The 15,000-nt window shown below is 64.5% G+C and carries 15 protein-coding genes and 2 rRNA genes (1 of these 17 only partly in view); 7 read left to right on the forward strand and 10 right to left on the reverse strand.

Annotated elements, in window-relative coordinates:
* Window positions 1-317: 317 nt before the first annotated feature.
* The 4 genes from D579_RS0107625 to D579_RS0107640 all read right to left on the reverse strand — a co-directional run bounded on the left by D579_RS0107625 (window position 318) and on the right by D579_RS0107640 (window position 3,273).
* Window positions 318-929, reverse strand: a complete 612-nt coding sequence (locus D579_RS0107625) for a DUF3501 family protein (RefSeq protein WP_018169074.1) — start codon at window positions 927-929, stop codon at window positions 318-320.
* Window positions 930-976: 47 nt separating this feature from the next.
* The gene (locus D579_RS0107630) at window positions 977-1,279 is read right to left on the reverse strand and encodes an encapsulin-associated ferritin-like protein (protein ID WP_017940767.1); all 303 of its coding nucleotides are present in this window, start codon (window positions 1,277-1,279) and stop codon (window positions 977-979) included.
* A 65-nt stretch (window positions 1,280-1,344) separates the two neighbouring features.
* Complete coding sequence (locus tag D579_RS0107635) at window positions 1,345-2,697, reverse strand: heterodisulfide reductase-related iron-sulfur binding cluster (protein WP_018145309.1); 1,353 nt, start codon at window positions 2,695-2,697, stop codon at window positions 1,345-1,347.
* A gap of 156 nt (window positions 2,698-2,853) precedes the next feature.
* Window positions 2,854-3,273, reverse strand: a complete 420-nt coding sequence (locus D579_RS0107640) for a rubrerythrin family protein (protein WP_018145308.1) — start codon at window positions 3,271-3,273, stop codon at window positions 2,854-2,856.
* A 237-nt stretch (window positions 3,274-3,510) separates the two neighbouring features.
* Between D579_RS0107640 and D579_RS0107645 the strand changes: the two genes are divergently transcribed.
* From D579_RS0107645 to queD, 4 genes are read left to right on the forward strand one after another with little or no spacing between them, the layout of a single operon-like run.
* Complete coding sequence (locus tag D579_RS0107645) at window positions 3,511-3,816, forward strand: exodeoxyribonuclease VII small subunit (protein WP_018951612.1); 306 nt, start codon at window positions 3,511-3,513, stop codon at window positions 3,814-3,816.
* A 10-nt stretch (window positions 3,817-3,826) separates the two neighbouring features.
* A complete protein-coding gene (gene ispA, locus D579_RS0107650) occupies window positions 3,827-4,720 on the forward strand; it encodes a (2E,6E)-farnesyl diphosphate synthase (RefSeq protein WP_018951613.1) in 894 nt (297 codons plus the stop codon).
* Window positions 4,721-4,734: 14 nt separating this feature from the next.
* Window positions 4,735-6,636, forward strand: coding sequence for a 1-deoxy-D-xylulose-5-phosphate synthase (gene dxs, locus D579_RS0107655; RefSeq protein WP_018951614.1), 1,902 nt, complete (start codon window positions 4,735-4,737; stop codon window positions 6,634-6,636).
* Between the two features lie 41 nt (window positions 6,637-6,677).
* Complete coding sequence (gene queD / locus D579_RS0107660) at window positions 6,678-7,061, forward strand: 6-carboxytetrahydropterin synthase QueD (RefSeq protein WP_018145304.1); 384 nt, start codon at window positions 6,678-6,680, stop codon at window positions 7,059-7,061.
* A 237-nt stretch (window positions 7,062-7,298) separates the two neighbouring features.
* Here the strand turns inward: queD and D579_RS0107665 are convergent, their stop codons facing one another.
* The 3 genes from D579_RS0107665 to D579_RS0107675 form a co-directional block, all read right to left on the reverse strand.
* Window positions 7,299-8,717, reverse strand: a complete 1,419-nt coding sequence (locus tag D579_RS0107665) for a PhoH family protein (protein ID WP_018937255.1) — start codon at window positions 8,715-8,717, stop codon at window positions 7,299-7,301.
* Window positions 8,718-8,750: 33 nt separating this feature from the next.
* The gene (locus D579_RS0107670) at window positions 8,751-9,227 is read right to left on the reverse strand and encodes a peroxiredoxin (RefSeq protein ID WP_018951615.1); all 477 of its coding nucleotides are present in this window, start codon (window positions 9,225-9,227) and stop codon (window positions 8,751-8,753) included.
* Between the two features lie 71 nt (window positions 9,228-9,298).
* The gene (locus D579_RS0107675; RefSeq protein ID WP_018937257.1) at window positions 9,299-9,853 is read right to left on the reverse strand and encodes a glycine cleavage system protein R; all 555 of its coding nucleotides are present in this window, start codon (window positions 9,851-9,853) and stop codon (window positions 9,299-9,301) included.
* Window positions 9,854-10,123: 270 nt separating this feature from the next.
* Here D579_RS0107675 and dapA point away from each other — a divergent pair, with 270 nt between their 5' ends.
* The 3 genes from dapA to D579_RS0107690 are packed head-to-tail and all read left to right on the forward strand — an operon-like array spanning window position 10,124 to window position 12,969.
* Window positions 10,124-11,002 carry a 4-hydroxy-tetrahydrodipicolinate synthase gene (dapA, locus tag D579_RS0107680; protein WP_018145300.1) on the forward strand — a complete coding sequence of 293 codons (879 nt, stop codon included), beginning with the start codon at window positions 10,124-10,126 and terminating at the stop codon, window positions 11,000-11,002.
* 8 nt (window positions 11,003-11,010) lie between these two features.
* Window positions 11,011-12,177: an outer membrane protein assembly factor BamC gene (bamC, locus tag D579_RS0107685; protein ID WP_018937258.1), complete on the forward strand. Its 1,167-nt coding sequence runs from the start codon at window positions 11,011-11,013 to the stop codon at window positions 12,175-12,177.
* 21 nt (window positions 12,178-12,198) lie between these two features.
* Window positions 12,199-12,969 (forward strand): MBL fold metallo-hydrolase, encoded by a 771-nt coding sequence (locus D579_RS0107690; RefSeq protein WP_018951616.1) that lies wholly within the window; start codon window positions 12,199-12,201, stop codon window positions 12,967-12,969.
* A gap of 167 nt (window positions 12,970-13,136) precedes the next feature.
* Here the strand turns inward: D579_RS0107690 and D579_RS0107695 are convergent, their stop codons facing one another.
* The 3 genes from D579_RS0107695 to D579_RS0107705 form a co-directional block, all read right to left on the reverse strand.
* Window positions 13,137-13,343 (reverse strand): hypothetical protein, encoded by a 207-nt coding sequence (locus tag D579_RS0107695; RefSeq protein WP_018145297.1) that lies wholly within the window; start codon window positions 13,341-13,343, stop codon window positions 13,137-13,139.
* A gap of 142 nt (window positions 13,344-13,485) precedes the next feature.
* A 5S ribosomal RNA gene (gene rrf, locus D579_RS0107700) occupies window positions 13,486-13,601 on the reverse strand.
* Between the two features lie 111 nt (window positions 13,602-13,712).
* Window positions 13,713-15,000 (reverse strand): 23S ribosomal RNA (locus tag D579_RS0107705) (it continues 1,591 nt past the right edge of the window).

The following is a 15,000-nucleotide window of genomic DNA, read 5'->3' on the forward strand; positions in this document are numbered from 1 at the left end:
AGCGAGTTCAGCGCCGCCGGCCCGAGGGCCCTGGAGCAAGGTTCCCGGGCGGAATCCGGGTGTCCTTCTTTGGGTCCTTTCTTGGACAAGCAAGAAAGGACCTCGCGGCGCGCTGGCGAGTCAGCGCCTGGCAGGCGGCCAGACGAACGCACCGTAAACACCAGATGACGAACCCGGCCTAGCCACAACAGGGCAGGCGGCTGGGCGAAGGCATGTAAACACCGGATTTCGGGCCACGGTCAGCCTGTTCGCCGGCAACACGGAGGCACAAAAAAGGCGCCCGGAGGCGCCTTTGCGATGCGCGGGAGCGCGCGGCGTTAGTTGATGGCGTCGAGATCGGCGGCCAGCGACTCGCGGGTGCCTTCGGCGACCGCGTCCAGCCGGTGGTTGTAGTTCTCGTGCTCCACACCCATGGCAATGGCCGCACCCGACTTCGCCGCCGCGACCATCTCCGGCGTCAACTCGAAGCGCAGGAAGTGCACCGACGAGGTCTTGTCGTCCGTCTCGCGCTCGAGGTCCTCGTTCGCGATCGGGTAGACCTTGTCATGCCCTTCGACCTGCACATAAGTCTTGCGCTCGATCCCGATCAGCTTGGACAGCTGCACCTTGCGCTCGTCCACGTCCGGATACTCGACCATCATGGTCGCCTTCCAGTTGGAGCCGTCCGGGATCAAGGGGTTGTAGGAATCCAGCTCTTCCTGGATGCCCTCGGCGTCGAAGATCTTCTCGACCCGCAGCATCTCCTGGATCTGGTACTGCATCGTCTTGCGATCCTCGAAGTGCAGGCTCACGGCCGGGCCCACCTGCACGACGCGATTGCGTTTGTGCTGCATCACCTCGGCGCGGAACTGGGGCCGCATCTCGTGGTACTTCTCCAGCGAATACAGGTCTTCACGACTCAGCTTGTCCACACTTGCCTCCATCTTCATCTCGATACCTCCTTCGCGCCGGACGGGTCCGTCAGGATCAGCACATCTCAGTGATCGTGATGCCCCGTCTTCGTGTAGTCCTTGTCGGACCAGAGGTTGTCTTTCAGTTCGTGATCGAACACCGGGTTATGCCGACGGATCCATTCCAGCACCATCGCGGCGTGCTCGATCTCCTCGTCGCGGTTGTGCGCAAGGATCGCCTTGAGCTCTTCGTCCTTGCAGCCGTCGATGCGCTGCTGGTACCAGTCCACCGCCTCGAGTTCTTCCATCAACGAGACGATCGCGCGATGCATCTCGCGCGACTCGTCGCTCAGTTCCTCGACCGGTTCGTGGTAGCTGTCACTCGCCATGGGCTCTCTCCGTTCGCGGGCGTTCGTTCACGCCCTTGCTGGTCCTGATATGCCGCCCGGCAGCCTTACAGGCCATACGCCTGGCGCAGAAGGGTTAGCGGATGCTCGGGCGCCTTGTCCTCGCCCTTGCCCTGCAGCCCGTTCTCGATCATGTGGCCGGCCATCGGGCAATCGCTCGAGTAGTGGTCGGACTCGGCCTTCTGCACGCGGCTGACCACCGGACGGCAGATCTTGGATGCCGTCTCGTAGAATTCGCTTTTCACCCCGTAGGTGCCGTCGTGTCCGGAGCAGCGCTCGATCACGTCGATCTCGGTCTCCGGCACCAGTTTGAGCAGATCACGGGTCTTCAGACCCATGTTCTGCACCCGCAGGTGGCAGGCGGCGTGGTAGGCGATCTTGCCAAGCTTCTCGGGGAAATCGGTATTCAGCTTGCCGTCCTTGTGCCGCTCCATCAGGTACTCGAACGGGTCGAAGATGCGGTCGCGTACCGCGATCACATCGGCGTCGTCCGGGAACATCAGCGGCAGTTCCTGCTTGAACATCAGCACGCAGGACGGCACCGGGGCCACGATGTCATAGCCCTGGTCGATCATGCGCTTCATTGCCGGGATGTTGGCGTCCTTGGAGGCCTCTACCGACTTCAGGTCGCCCAGCTCCAGCTTGGGCATGCCACAGCACTGTTCCTTCTCGACCAGGGTAACCTCGATACCGTTGTGCTCGAAGACCTTGACCAGGTCCTCGACCAGATGCGGCTCGTTGTAGTTTCCGTAGCAGGTCGCGTAGAGGGCGACTTTGCCCTGGGTGGCACCGGCCGGCTCGGGGTTACTGACACCCTTCGCGGTCTTGGCAACGCGCGAGCGGCCCTTGCTGGAGTGGTACTCGGGGACCGGGGCGTCCGGGTGCACGCCCATGGTCTTGTCCAGCATCTTGCGCACCGCGCCGTTCTTGTTCGCGGCATTGACCGCGCCGGCGACCACCGGGATGCCCGCCAGCTTGCCGACCATGTCCGTGCTGGACATCAGCTTGTGCGAGGTCTTGGCGCCCTCGTTCTGGAAACGGAAGGCCTTGGCCCGCAACATCAGGTGCGGGAAGTCCACGTTCCACTCGTGCGGCGGCACATAGGGACACTTGGTCAGGTAGCACAGATCACACAGGTAGCAGTGATCGACGACCTGCCAGTAATCCTTCTTGTCGACCCCGTCGACCTCCAGGGTCTCGGATTCGTCGACCAGGTCGAACAGGGTGGGGAAGGAGTTGCACAGGCTTACGCAACGACGGCAGCCGTGACAGATATCAAAGACCCGTTCCAGTTCGCTGAACAGCGATTCCTCGTTGTAGAACTCCGGGTTCTTCCAGTCCAGCGGATGACGGGTCGGGGCTTCGAGACTTCCTTCACGTTGGTGCGTCGGCGCAGACATGCATCCCTCCGGTGTACGTATCAGTACGATGCTTCGAGGGAAACACGGAACAGCATGCGAGGTGAACTGCATTCAGCCACGCCACAGGCTGTTCCGTATCTCCCGGAAAACGGGGCCGGCGGACCGGCCCCGTGTACTTCCAGCACTGCGAGACGATCAGTCGTCCAGCTGGTCCAGCGCCTTCTGGAAGCGGTTGGCGTGGGAACGCTCCGCCTTGGCGAGGGTTTCGAACCAGTCGGCGACTTCGTCGAAGCCTTCGTCGCGGGCGGTCTTGGCCATGCCCGGGTACATATCGGTGTACTCGTGGGTCTCGCCGGCGACGGCGGTCTTCAGGTTGGCGGAGGTGGGGCCGAACTCCAGGCCGGTGGCCGGATCGCCGCAGCTCTCGAGGTACTCGAGGTGACCGTGGGCGTGGCCGGTTTCACCTTCCGCGGTGGAACGGAACACGGTGGCGACGTCGTTGTAGCCTTCCACGTCGGCCTTGGAAGCGAAGTACAGGTAACGGCGGTTGGCCATCGATTCGCCGGCAAAGGCCTCTTTCAGGGCTTCTTCGGTCTTGCTGCCTTTCAGGTCCATGGTGCTCTCCTTCTCTCTGGATAAGTTCTACACAACCACAGGAATGCCTGTGCAGACGGGCGTTTAGACTCGGTCTAAACCGTACGAAAACTCTAGTCGGCACCCGGTTCAGTGTCAACCGGAAGCCCCCCGGATTATGGGGGCGGTGGCGCCATAAACAAGGGCTGCCGTGTGCCACGCCTTTCCTCGCCGCAGCGGATCGGATACTTTCTCACCTTTTCGACCCGGTAATCCATCATGACCGACTCGCCCAGCGCCGACAGCCCGGCGGAATTCGAAGCCAGCCTGGAGGCCCTGGAGGCCCTGGTCGCCCGGATGGAGTCCGGCGAGCTCGGCCTGGAGCAGTCGCTGGGCGAATTCCAGCGTGGCATGGAACTGGTCAACCGCTGCCAGCTGGCGCTCGACGATGCCCAGCGCCGGATCGAGGCACTGGCCCAGGAAGCACCTTCCGGCACCACTGCCCAGAATGACCATCACGCAAGCACCCATGTTCCCCGAACACCGGAGCCGCACGATACGACGGACCCCGATGTCCCGTTCTAGCGAGCCGCCATTGACCGCCACCGCCCCCGAGCAGGCCCTGAACGAATACCAGCATCGCATCGAGGCCGTCCTCGACCGCCACCTGGGCACGGGCGGCGCCCCCGACGCCCGCCTGATCGAGGCGATGCGCTACGCCACGCTGTCCGGCGGCAAGCGCCTGCGCCCGGTCCTGGTCTACGCGGCCGGGCGCACGACCGGCGCCCCGGAATCGGCGCTGGATGCGATGGCCGCAGCGGTGGAGATGATCCACGTCTATTCGCTGATCCACGATGACCTTCCGGCGATGGACGATGACGACCTGCGTCGCGGCCGCCCGACCTGCCACAAGGCCTTCGACGAGGCGACCGCCATCCTCGCCGGGGATGCCTTGCAGGCCCTGGCCTTCGACATCCTGACCGATGGCGTCGCGGAATTGCCCGCGCCGACCGGGCTGAACGCGGTGCGCGAGCTCGCGCGCGCCGCCGGCCTGCACGGCATGGCCGGTGGCCAGGCGATCGACCTCGGGGCCTGCGGCCAGCCCATCGACCTGCCGGAACTGGAACGCATGCACCGGCTGAAGACCGGCGCCCTGATCCGCGCCTCGGTGCGGCTGGGGGCGCTGGCCGGCACGCCCGACCCCGACGCCCTGGAACGCCTGACACGCTACGCCGAATGCATCGGCCTGGCCTTCCAGATCCGTGACGACGTCCTCGACGTGGAAGGCGACCCCGAGATCCTGGGCAAGGCCTGTGGCGCCGATGCCCGCCTGCACAAGCCCACCTTCCCCTCGCTGCAGGGCCTGGAGGCCTCGCGCGAGCGGGCGGTGGCGCTGGTCGACGAGGCACTGACCGAGCTGCAACCCTTCGGTCAGGAGGCGGACTTGCTTCGCTTCCTGGCGCGGTACATCGTCGATCGCATGAATTGAACCGGCCCGCCTAGATGACCCCCACACCCCTGCTGGATGCAATCGAATGGCCCGCCGACCTGCGGGAACGCCCGGCCTCGGACCTCACCGGGGTGGCCGACGAACTGCGTCAATTCCTGATCGAGAGCGTCTCGCGCACCGGCGGCCATCTCGCTGCCAACCTCGGCACGGTGGAACTCGCGATCGCGCTGCACTACGCGTTTAACACCCCCGACGACCGCATCGTCTGGGACGTCGGCCATCAGGCCTACGCCCACAAGATCCTGACCGGACGCCGGGCCGACATGGCCCATCTGCGCCAGTACGGGGGCCTGGCCGGCTTCCCCAAACGCGCGGAGAGCGAATACGACGCCTTCGGGGCGGGGCACTCCAGCACCTCCATCAGCGCTGCCGCCGGCATGGCCCTGGCGGCGAAGCACGCCGGGCTGGACCGGCGCCACGTGGCCGTAATCGGCGACGGCGCGATGACCGCGGGCATGGCCTTCGAGGCGCTGAACCACATCGGCGATCTCGACTGCAACCTGCTGGTGATCCTGAACGACAACGATATGTCGATCTCGCCCAACGTCGGCGCACTCAATCAGTACTTCACCCGACTGCTGTCCGGCCCGCTATACAGCTCGATGCGCGAGGGCTCCAAGCGCATGCTGGAGTTCGTCCCGCCGATGAAGGCCTTCGCCCAGCGCGCCGAGGAACACATGAAGGGCATGTTCGTGCCCGGCACGCTGTTCGAGGAACTGGGCTTTCGCTACTTCGGCCCGGTGGACGGCCACGACGTGAACGGGCTGGTCTCGATCCTGAAGAACCTGCGCGGCACCCACGGGCCGCAGCTGCTGCACGTGGTTACCCGCAAGGGCCAGGGCTATGCACCGGCGGAGGAAGACCCCTGCCGCTACCATGGCGTGTCCAAGTTCGAGCCGGAAAACGGCCTCGCCCCGTCCGCCCCGAAGCCCCCAACCTACACCGACATCTTCAGCCAGTGGCTGTGCGACCAGGCCACGGCCGACAATCGCCTGCTGGGTATCACCCCGGCCATGCGCGAGGGTTCCGGACTGGTCGCGTTCTCCGAACAATTTCCACAGCGCTATTTCGACGTCGGGATCGCCGAGCAGCATGCCGTCACCCTGGCCGCGGGCATGGCCTGCGAGGGCCAGAAGCCCGTGGTTGCGATCTACTCGACCTTCCTGCAGCGCGCCATGGATCAGGTGATCCACGACGTCGCACTCCAGAATCTGCCGGTGCTGTTCGCCGTGGATCGTGCCGGAATCGTCGGCGCCGATGGCCCGACCCATGCCGGCACCTTCGACACGGCCCTGCTGCGCACGGTCCCCAACCTGCTGCTGATGGCACCCGCCAACGAGCGCGAGTGTCGCCAGATGCTGTCCACCGGCTTCGCCCACGACGGCCCGGCGGCGGTGCGCTATCCGCGCGGTGGCGGGCCCGGCGAACTGCCGGAGGGCGGCAGCGAGGATCTGGAAACATTGCCGGTCGGGCGCGCCGAGGTCGTGCGCGAGGGCCGGGGTCTGGCCATCCTCAGCTTCGGCGCGCTGCTGGAGACCGCCCTGGCGGCCGGCGAGGCGCTGGATGCCACCGTGGTCAACATGCGCTTCATCAAGCCCCTGGATACGGCGCTGCTGGCGCAACTGGCCGCCAGCCACCAGGGCTTCGTGACGCTCGAGGATCATGCGCGCGCCGGTGGTGCCGGCAGCGCAGTACTGGAGTGGCTCTCGGCCGAAGAGCTGACCCGGCCCTGCCAGGTACTGGGCATCCCGGATGCCTTCACCGAGCATGGCTCGCGCGAGCAGATCCTCGCCGATTGCGGCCTCGACACGGCCGGCGTACTGGCCACGATTCGCCACGCCTTCGGGCTGGAGAATTGCGCGGACGACGGCAGCCGGATAGGCTTCGCGGGCTAATCAAAACCCGGCCGCCATGGCCGCTCGCCCGGAAAACGATCATGAGTGCCCGTTACACCCTTCGCGTCCTGACCGACTTTGCCTCCGCGCATACCCTGCGCGACTACCCGGGGCAGTGCGCGAACATGCACGGGCACAACTGGAAGGTGGAGGCCGAGGTCCAGGCCGAGACCCTGGACGATTCCGGCATGGCGGTGGACTTCAAGGTGGTCAAGACCGCCGCGCGCGAGATCGCCGGGCAGCTGGATCACCGCTACCTGAACGACGTCCCGCCGTTCGACACGGTCAACCCCACGGCCGAGAACATTGCCCAGTGGTTCTACCGGGAAATGGCCGGACGCCTGAACCGCCCGGGCCTGCGCATGCACGCGCTGACCCTGTGGGAGACCGACCGCGCCTGCGTGCGCTACAGCGAAGACGGCTGAGCCCATTCCTCGCAACTGGCACCGTCATTGCGAGGAGCGGAGCGACGTGGCGATCTCCGTCCGGAATCATCTGGTTCAGTATCTTGCTCAGCGCGAGCTTCCGGAGATTGCCACGGCCCCTGCAGGGCCTCGCAATGACGGTGCCCATTTCGCGCTCCTTTGCCACCGCTTCGCTCCTTGCAATGACGGTGCCCGTTTCCCGCTCCGTTGCCGCCCCCGCGTTTGTCTTCCCGACATCTACAAGTGATTCGAGGCGTAGTCCGCCAGCCGTGAGCGCTCCCCGCGTGTCAGCGTGATGTGGCCGCTGTGGGTCCAGTTGCGGAACCGGTCCACTACATAGGTCAGTCCGCTGGAAGTTTCGGTCAGGTACGGGGTGTCGATCTGCGCGATATTCCCCAGCGCGACCACCTTGGTCCCCGGTCCGGCACGAGTGATCAGGGTCTTCATCTGCTTGGAGGTCAGGTTCTGCGCCTCGTCAAGGATGATGTAGCGGTTGAGGAAGGTACGCCCGCGCATGAAGTTCAGCGAGCGGATCTTGATGCGGCTGGTCAGCACGTCGTTGGTGGCCATGCGCCCCCAGTCCCCGGCGCCCTCGGACTTGGCCAGCACCTCGAGGTTGTCCATCAGCGCTCCCATCCAGGGGGTCATCTTTTCCTCTTCGGTCCCGGGCAGGAAGCCGATATCCTCGCCCACCGGGACCGTGACCCGGGTCATGATGATCTCCTTGTAGGTGTTGTCCTCCAGCGTCTGCGCGAGCCCGGCGGCCAGGGTCAGCAGGGTCTTGCCGGTACCGGCGGCCCCCAGCAGGGAGACGAAGTCCACCTCCGGGTCCATCAGCAGGTTCAGGGCGTAGTTCTGCTCGCGATTGCGGGCGTTGATGCCCCAGACGCTGTGGCGCGGGGTCATGTAGTCGTCGACCAGCTCGATTACCGCGGATTCGTTCGGCTGGTCGATCTCCAGCACGATCGCGGACAGCGGGTTCTCGCCCTCGCGGTAGACGAACTGGTTGGGCTGCCACTCGGCCACCAGCGGGCCGGTCACGCGATAGTAGGTGCGGCCGGACTCCTGCCAGGAGTCCATCTTGGCACCGTGGGTCTCCCAGAAGTCCGCTGGCAGTTCGGTCATGCCGGAGAACAGCAGGCTGACGTCGTCCAGCACCTGATCGTTGTAGTAGTCCTCCGCGTGCAGGCCGATCACCGTGGCCTTGATGCGCAGGTTGATGTCCTTGGATACCAGCGTCACCGGGGTGTCGGGATACTCGGTCTTCAGCGCCTGGGCAGTGGCGAGGATGTCATTGTCGGCCGAGGTGCCCGGCAGCGAGGCCGGCAGGCTGGAGGACAGGTTGCGGGTCTGAAAGAACAGGCGCCCGGTGGGCGCGAACGTCGACTCGCTGAGCGAATCCGCCTGCAGCGGCAACCCGGCGGCGATCTGCTCGTGCTGGGCGCCGGTGGTGAGCTCGTCAATGAAGCGCGAGACCTGGCGTACGTTGCGCGCGACTTCGGAAACCCCCTTCTTGCCACGGTCGAGCTCCTCGAGCACGACCATGGGCAGGAAGATGTCGTGTTCCTTGAAGCGGAACAGCGCCGTGGGGTCGTGCATCAGGACATTGGTGTCCAGGACGAGCAGGCGTTTCGGATCCTGGGCGGTCGCGTTCATGACACCTCCGGGGCGAAGTGGGGGAAGAGGGGCTCAGCTCCCTGCGAGTTCGCGCACCGCGGCGAGAACCTCGTCCACATGGCCCGGCACCTTCACCTTGCGCCACTCCTTGCGCAACACGCCATCGGCATCGATCACGAACGTGGAGCGCTCGATACCACGCACCTGCTTGCCGTACATGTTCTTCATCTTGATGACATCGAAGGCGTCGCACAGGGTCTCGTCGCCATCGCTCAACAGATCGAAGGGCAACTCCTGCTTGGCGCGGAAGTTCTCGTGGCTCTTCACGCTGTCGCGCGAGACACCGAGGATCACTGCACCGACGGCGTCAAAGGCGGCCTGGTTGGCAGCAAAGTCGCGGCTCTCGTTGGTGCAGCCGGGCGTACTGTCCTTGGGGTAAAAATACAGGACCACGATGCGGCCCTTGAAGTCGGCCGGCCCCATGGTCTGGTCGCCGGTCGCCGGCACACGCAGGTCCTCGGGTACCCGCTGGTCGATTGCGATGCTCATCAGGCGTTGCTCCTTGAGTAGAGGGTCTCAAAGCGTAAGACCACCGCGGACGCCACGCGAGCCCGGCCGGTTCAGGCCTTGATCGGGTCCAGCACGCCGTCCACGTTCAGTTCGTCACAGAAATCCATGAACTCGCCGCGCAGGCTGGCCAGGTGCTGCCCTGCGGGGATATCCACGACCATGTTGGCCGCAAACATGCGCGCCCCGGTCTGCTGGGCAATGTACACCCGGGTCTGGACGTCGCGCAGGTTCACTCCACGGCTGGTAAAGAAATCGGCCAGGGCATTCAGCAGGCCCGGGGTGTCCAGGGCTACTGCGTCCACGGCATAGGGCATCGCCGCCTCGGGGCGCTCCTCCAGCGGGCCGCGACGGGCCACCACGACCAGCCCCATCTCCGCCTCCAGGCGCTGCAGGCGGGACTCCAGGGTACCCAGGGTCTTCCAGTTGCCACTGGCGCTAAGCGCCATGCAGCAGTAGCCACCCACGACCGTGATGCGACTGGATTCGAGATTGCAGCCGGTGTCGGCGATCACGCGGGTCACGCTGGACACCAGACCGGGCTGATCGGGCCCGATCAGGTTGAGGATCAAGTGGGTGTGGGTGCCCGCGCCAACCACCTCAGCCATGCGGCACCCGCCGGCTGCGCGCGAGGCAAGGGGCGGGCAAGCACCCGGGGGTTCTCTGCGTGAAAGCGGCAACAGGCATGATGGCTCGCAACATACCACCTTGCCCCGGCGGCGCCAACGCAGCCGGGCGACTTGATCCGCGTCTCTCCCCGCCAGGGGAGGCGACCGGGTGCACGAAAGACGAGATACGGCGAACACCCGGCCGAAGGAATCTTGAATGCCCTGTCACCCGCCCGTTAGACTGCACCATTACCGTTGTTGGAGGAGTCGATGTTTCAAGGCAGCATGGTCGCACTGGCGACCCCGATGCACGCGGACGGCAGCCTGGACTGGCCGGCCCTGGATCGGCTCCTGGAATTCCACATCGAGGCCGGCACCGATGCCATTGTCGCCGTCGGCACCACCGGCGAATCCGCGACCCTCGATTTCGACGAGCACTGCGAGGCCATCGCCCACACGGTGAAGACCGTCGCGGGGCGCCTGCCGGTGATCGCGGGTACCGGGGCGAACTCCACGCGCGAGGCCATCGCCCTGACCCGCTGCGCCAAGGAAGGCGGCGCGGATGCCTGCCTGCTGGTCTCCCCCTACTACAACAAGCCGACCCAGGAAGGCCTTTACCTGCACCACAAGGCCATTGCGGAAGCGGTGGACATCCCGCAGATCCTGTACAACGTGCCTGGCCGCACCGCAGTGGATCTGTTGCCGGAGACGGTGGAGCGTCTGGCCGACATCCCGAACATCATCGGGATCAAGGAAGCCTCGGCCAGTAACGAACGCACCGCCGAGCTGGTCGCCCGTGTCGGCAACCGCTTGGACCTCTACAGTGGGGATGACGGCAACGGGCTGGCCTTTCTGCTCGCGGGCGGCCACGGGGTTATCTCTGTCACCGCCAACGTCGCACCGCAACTGATGGCCGCCATGTGCCGCGCCGTGCGCGAAGGCCGCCCCGACGAGGCGCGCGAGATCAATCGCCAGTTGGACGGGCTGCATTCAGCCCTGTTCCTCGAAGCCAACCCGATTCCGGTCAAATGGGCGCTGCAACGCATGGGCCTCATGGAGGAAGGCATCCGCCTGCCTCTGACTCCGTTGTCCGAACCCTTCCATGCGCCGGTCCTGGACGCGATGCGCCAGGCCGGCATAGAGGTCTGATCCCCGACATGAAACAGTCTGCCAAGCTCCACCGTCACGCGACGCGCACCGCCCTGGCCCTGGCTACGGGCCTGGCCATCGCCGGGTGCTCGACCTCCGGCGACCGCCAGTCCGGCCCCGAGTACGAAATGAGTCGGCAGATGGACAACCTCGAGGTCCCACCGGACCTGATCGCGCCCGACAGCGAACGCGCCTACCGTATTCCGGACGCCCCGGGCGAACGGATCAGCGCCCGCGAGATGCAGCAAGACTCCGCGGCCCGCCAGCAGCAGCGCCAGCCCACCGGGGCAACCGCGCCGGTCCGCAGCGATGCCCGGGTCCTTCCGGAATCGACCGAGATCCAGCTGATGCGCGAAGGCAGCGTCCGCTGGCTGAGTGTCGAGGTGGCCCCGGAGGATCTCTGGGATCGCCTGACCGCATTCTGGGACAGTCAGAACCTGCGCCTGGAGCGCAACGAACCCCAGGTCGGCGTCATGGAGACCGAATGGGCCGAAGACCGCGCCGGGATTCCGCTGCGGGGCACACAGAACATCTTCGCCCGTGCGCTGGGTAACGTGTACGACGCCAACACGCGCGACCAATACCGCCTGCGCGTCGAACGCGACAATGGCCGCTCAGCCATCTACATCTCGCACCGAAGGGCCACCGAAGAACCCGAGGGCGAGACCTGGCGCTGGGCAATGCGCCCGTCCGATCCCGAACTCGAGGCCGAAATGCTTAATCGCCTGCGTGTCTACCTCGCCACGGGCGAGACCCCCGAGGGCGGCACCCGGGTAGCCGAGACCATTGGCGACCGTCCGACCGAGCTGCACCAGACGGAACACGAAGGCCACCCGGTACTGGTGACGGGCAGCGACTTCAACCGCATGTGGTCGCAGATGGGCACCTACCTGGACCGCGCCGGCCTCCTGGTGGACGAGCAAGACCGCAATACGGGGACCTTCGAGGTGACCTATCGCCCCGACATGGTCGGCGAGAGCGAACGCGGCGGCTTCTTCAGTCGGATCTTCGGGCGCGGCGGTGATCGTCGCGAGAACGAGCGTTATCAGATTCGCCTGACCGACATCGGCGACGGCGATCTGCGAATCGAGGCGCGCGACATCGATGGCGAGCCCCTTGGCCGCCGTGACGCCGAGTTCGTACTGGAGCAGATCGAGCAGCAGATCCTTCGCTAGAACGCGGCGAGCCCAGCCACCATGATCCGCTTCTGCTCCCTGGGCAGCGGGAGTTCCGGCAACGCCCTGGTGGTCGAGATCGGTGCCACCCGCCTGCTGGTGGATTGCGGATTCTCGATGCAGGAGCTGGAACGCCGCCTGTCCCGGGTCGACCTGACCCCACAGGACCTGACGGCCGTCCTGGTGACCCATGAGCACGCCGACCACATCGGCGCCACCGCGCCGCTATCCCGGCGTTACGGCCTCACCGTATTTACCAGCCCCGGCACCCGATTGGCCGCCCGCGACACCGGTTTTGCTCACATCCAGGAGATCCAGGCGGATGCACCGCTGGAGATCGACGACGCCTGGGTGCAACCGTACACGGTGCCGCACGACTCCCGCGAACCCATCCAATTCGCGTTTTCCGACGGCGATCACCGGCTGGTCCTGATGACGGATGCCGGCCACATCTCCCCGCACATGGTCGACGTGGCCAATGCAGCCGAAGCCCTGCTACTGGAGTGCAACCACGACCCTGCCATGCTCGCCGCCGGGCGGTACCCGGCGTCGCTCAAGCGACGTATTGCGGGCGGGTACGGCCACCTACCGAATCACGCGGCCACCGACCTTCTCCATCGCATCGATCGATCCAGGCTACGCCATGTGATCGGTATGCACTTGTCGAGTGACAACAACCACGAGACGCTTGCATGCCAGGCGCTCGCCGAGGGCCTTGGCTCCTCACCATCCGATCCCGAGATCGCAACCCAGGACTACGGCTTCACGTGGCGAACCACGGCTCAAGCCTGACTCCAACTACCGGTCCAACGCCGTGCCCCCGGTCACGTCAGCCCGGCCGCGGCCGCATGTCGAAGGGCTGCGCCAATCAACCCACATGGCGCAGCCCCCTCCGGCCACCTGACGCTGCGGTCGGAAACCAAGGCCGGCTCTCCAACGTGGTCCCAAGCCCAGTGTGATCAGCGGCGCGACTCCCGAAGGAAATACAGGCCCCCGATCACGAAGGCCACGCCAATGACTGTTGCCACCGGCCCGCCAAACCCGGAACCCTCCCGCGGCGCAATGGGCGTGAAAGCCAACTGTCCGCCGAAAATCGCATAGAGTCCAATTCCGAGCAGGACCAGCCCTACCAGGACCAACCCTCCGTCCGTCCGCTTCTGTCTCATCCCAGCCTCCGTCTCGGCACCTGCGTCCCTTTCAAACCGGCCAAGGGCCGCAGCAGCAGACTTCACCGTCCGCACACGGTGCCTGACTAACACGCATAAAAAAAGCCCGGCCCCCAAAAAGGGGACCGGGCTTCGGATTAATGCCTGGCGGTGACCTACTCTCACATGGGGAGACCCCACACTACCATCGGCGCAGAGCAGTTTCACTTCCGAGTTCGGGATGGGATCGGGTGGTTCCTACTCGCTATTGCCGCCAGACAAACTGGCTAGACCACGCGGACTGTTCCACGTCATCTAAATTCGGAATGCATTCTAGGCTTGTGTACGTAGCGATGTGTCAAACGAGACCACCAACACTTTGGGTGTTATATGGTCAAGCCTCACGGGCAATTAGTACTGGTTAGCTACACGCGTTACCGCGCTTCAACACCCAGCCTATCAACGTTGTAGTCTTCAACGGCCCTACAGGGACCTCGAGGGTCCAGGGAGATATCATCTTCAGGTGGGTTTCCCGCTTAGATGCTTTCAGCGGTTATCCCTTCCGCACTTAGCTACCCGGCAATGCCACTGGCGTGACAACCGGAACACCAGAGGTGCGTCCATCCCGGTCCTCTCGTACTAAGGACAGATCCTGTCAAATCTCCGACGCCCACGGCAGATAGGGACCGAACTGTCTCACGACGTTCTAAACCCAGCTCGCGTACCACTTTAAATGGCGAACAGCCATACCCTTGGGACCTGCTTCAGCCCCAGGATGTGATGAGCCGACATCGAGGTGCCAAACACTGCCGTCGATATGGACTCTTGGGCAGTATCAGCCTGTTATCCCCGGAGTACCTTTTATCCGTTGAGCGATGGCCCTTCCATACAGAACCACCGGATCACTAAGACCTGCTTTCGCACCTGCTCGACGTGTCTGTCTCGCAGTTAAGCACCCTTATGCCTTTGCACTCGTCGCGCGATTTCCGACCGCGCTGAGGGTACCTTCGCACTCCTCCGTTACTCTTTGGGAGGAGACCGCCCCAGTCAAACTACCCACCACACACGGTCCCCGACCTGGATAACAGGCCTGGGTTAGAACTCCAAAATTGCCAGGGTGGTATTTCAAGGATGGCTCCGCCGAGACTGGCGTCCCGGTTTCAAAGCCTCCCACCTATCCTACACAAACAAGTTCAAAGTTCAGTGTGAAGCTGTAGTAAAGGTTCACGGGGTCTTTCCGTCTAGCCGCGGGTACACAGCATCTTCACTGCGATTTCAATTTCACTGAGTCTCGGGTGGAGACAGCGCCGCCATCGTTACGCCATTCGTGCAGGTCGGAACTTACCCGACAAGGAATTTCGCTACCTTAGGACCGTTATAGTTACGGCCGCCGTTTACCGGGGCTTCGATCAAGAGCTTCTCCGAAGATAACCCCATCAATTAACCTTCCGGCACCGGGCAGGCGTCACACCCTATACGTCCTCTTTCGAGTTTGCAGAGTGCTGTGTTTTTAATAAACAGTCGCAGCGGCCTGGTCTCTGCGACCTCGGCCAGCTCAGGGAGCAAGTCCCATCACCAGCCGAGGCGTACCTTCTCCCGAAGTTACGGTACCATTTTGCCTAGTTCCTTCACCCGAGTTCTCTCAAGCGCCTTGGGATTCTCACCCTGCCCACCTGTG

It is taken from the genome of Thioalkalivibrio sp. AKL12, assembly GCF_000377925.1.
Lineage (GTDB): Bacteria > Pseudomonadota > Gammaproteobacteria > Ectothiorhodospirales > Ectothiorhodospiraceae > Thioalkalivibrio > Thioalkalivibrio versutus.

Bases quoted from the DNA above. Each gene is read 5' to 3' on its own strand.
- D579_RS0107625 (WP_018169074.1), bottom strand. From the start codon at position 929: ATGAAGATGGAGGCAAGTGTGGACAAGCTGAGTCGTGAAGACCTGTAT.
- D579_RS0107630 (WP_017940767.1), bottom strand. From the start codon at position 1,279: ATGGCGAGTGACAGCTACCACGAACCGGTCGAGGAACTGAGCGACGAG.
- D579_RS0107635 (WP_018145309.1), bottom strand. From the start codon at position 2,697: ATGTCTGCGCCGACGCACCAACGTGAAGGAAGTCTCGAAGCCCCGACC.
- D579_RS0107640 (WP_018145308.1), bottom strand. From the start codon at position 3,273: ATGGACCTGAAAGGCAGCAAGACCGAAGAAGCCCTGAAAGAGGCCTTT.
- D579_RS0107645 (WP_018951612.1), top strand. From the start codon at position 3,511: ATGACCGACTCGCCCAGCGCCGACAGCCCGGCGGAATTCGAAGCCAGC.
- dxs (WP_018951614.1), top strand. From the start codon at position 4,735: ATGACCCCCACACCCCTGCTGGATGCAATCGAATGGCCCGCCGACCTG.
- queD (WP_018145304.1), top strand. From the start codon at position 6,678: ATGAGTGCCCGTTACACCCTTCGCGTCCTGACCGACTTTGCCTCCGCG.
- D579_RS0107665 (WP_018937255.1), bottom strand. From the start codon at position 8,717: ATGAACGCGACCGCCCAGGATCCGAAACGCCTGCTCGTCCTGGACACC.
- D579_RS0107670 (WP_018951615.1), bottom strand. From the start codon at position 9,227: ATGAGCATCGCAATCGACCAGCGGGTACCCGAGGACCTGCGTGTGCCG.
- D579_RS0107675 (WP_018937257.1), bottom strand. From the start codon at position 9,853: ATGGCTGAGGTGGTTGGCGCGGGCACCCACACCCACTTGATCCTCAAC.
- dapA (WP_018145300.1), top strand. From the start codon at position 10,124: ATGTTTCAAGGCAGCATGGTCGCACTGGCGACCCCGATGCACGCGGAC.
- bamC (WP_018937258.1), top strand. From the start codon at position 11,011: ATGAAACAGTCTGCCAAGCTCCACCGTCACGCGACGCGCACCGCCCTG.
- D579_RS0107690 (WP_018951616.1), top strand. From the start codon at position 12,199: ATGATCCGCTTCTGCTCCCTGGGCAGCGGGAGTTCCGGCAACGCCCTG.
- D579_RS0107695 (WP_018145297.1), bottom strand. From the start codon at position 13,343: ATGAGACAGAAGCGGACGGACGGAGGGTTGGTCCTGGTAGGGCTGGTC.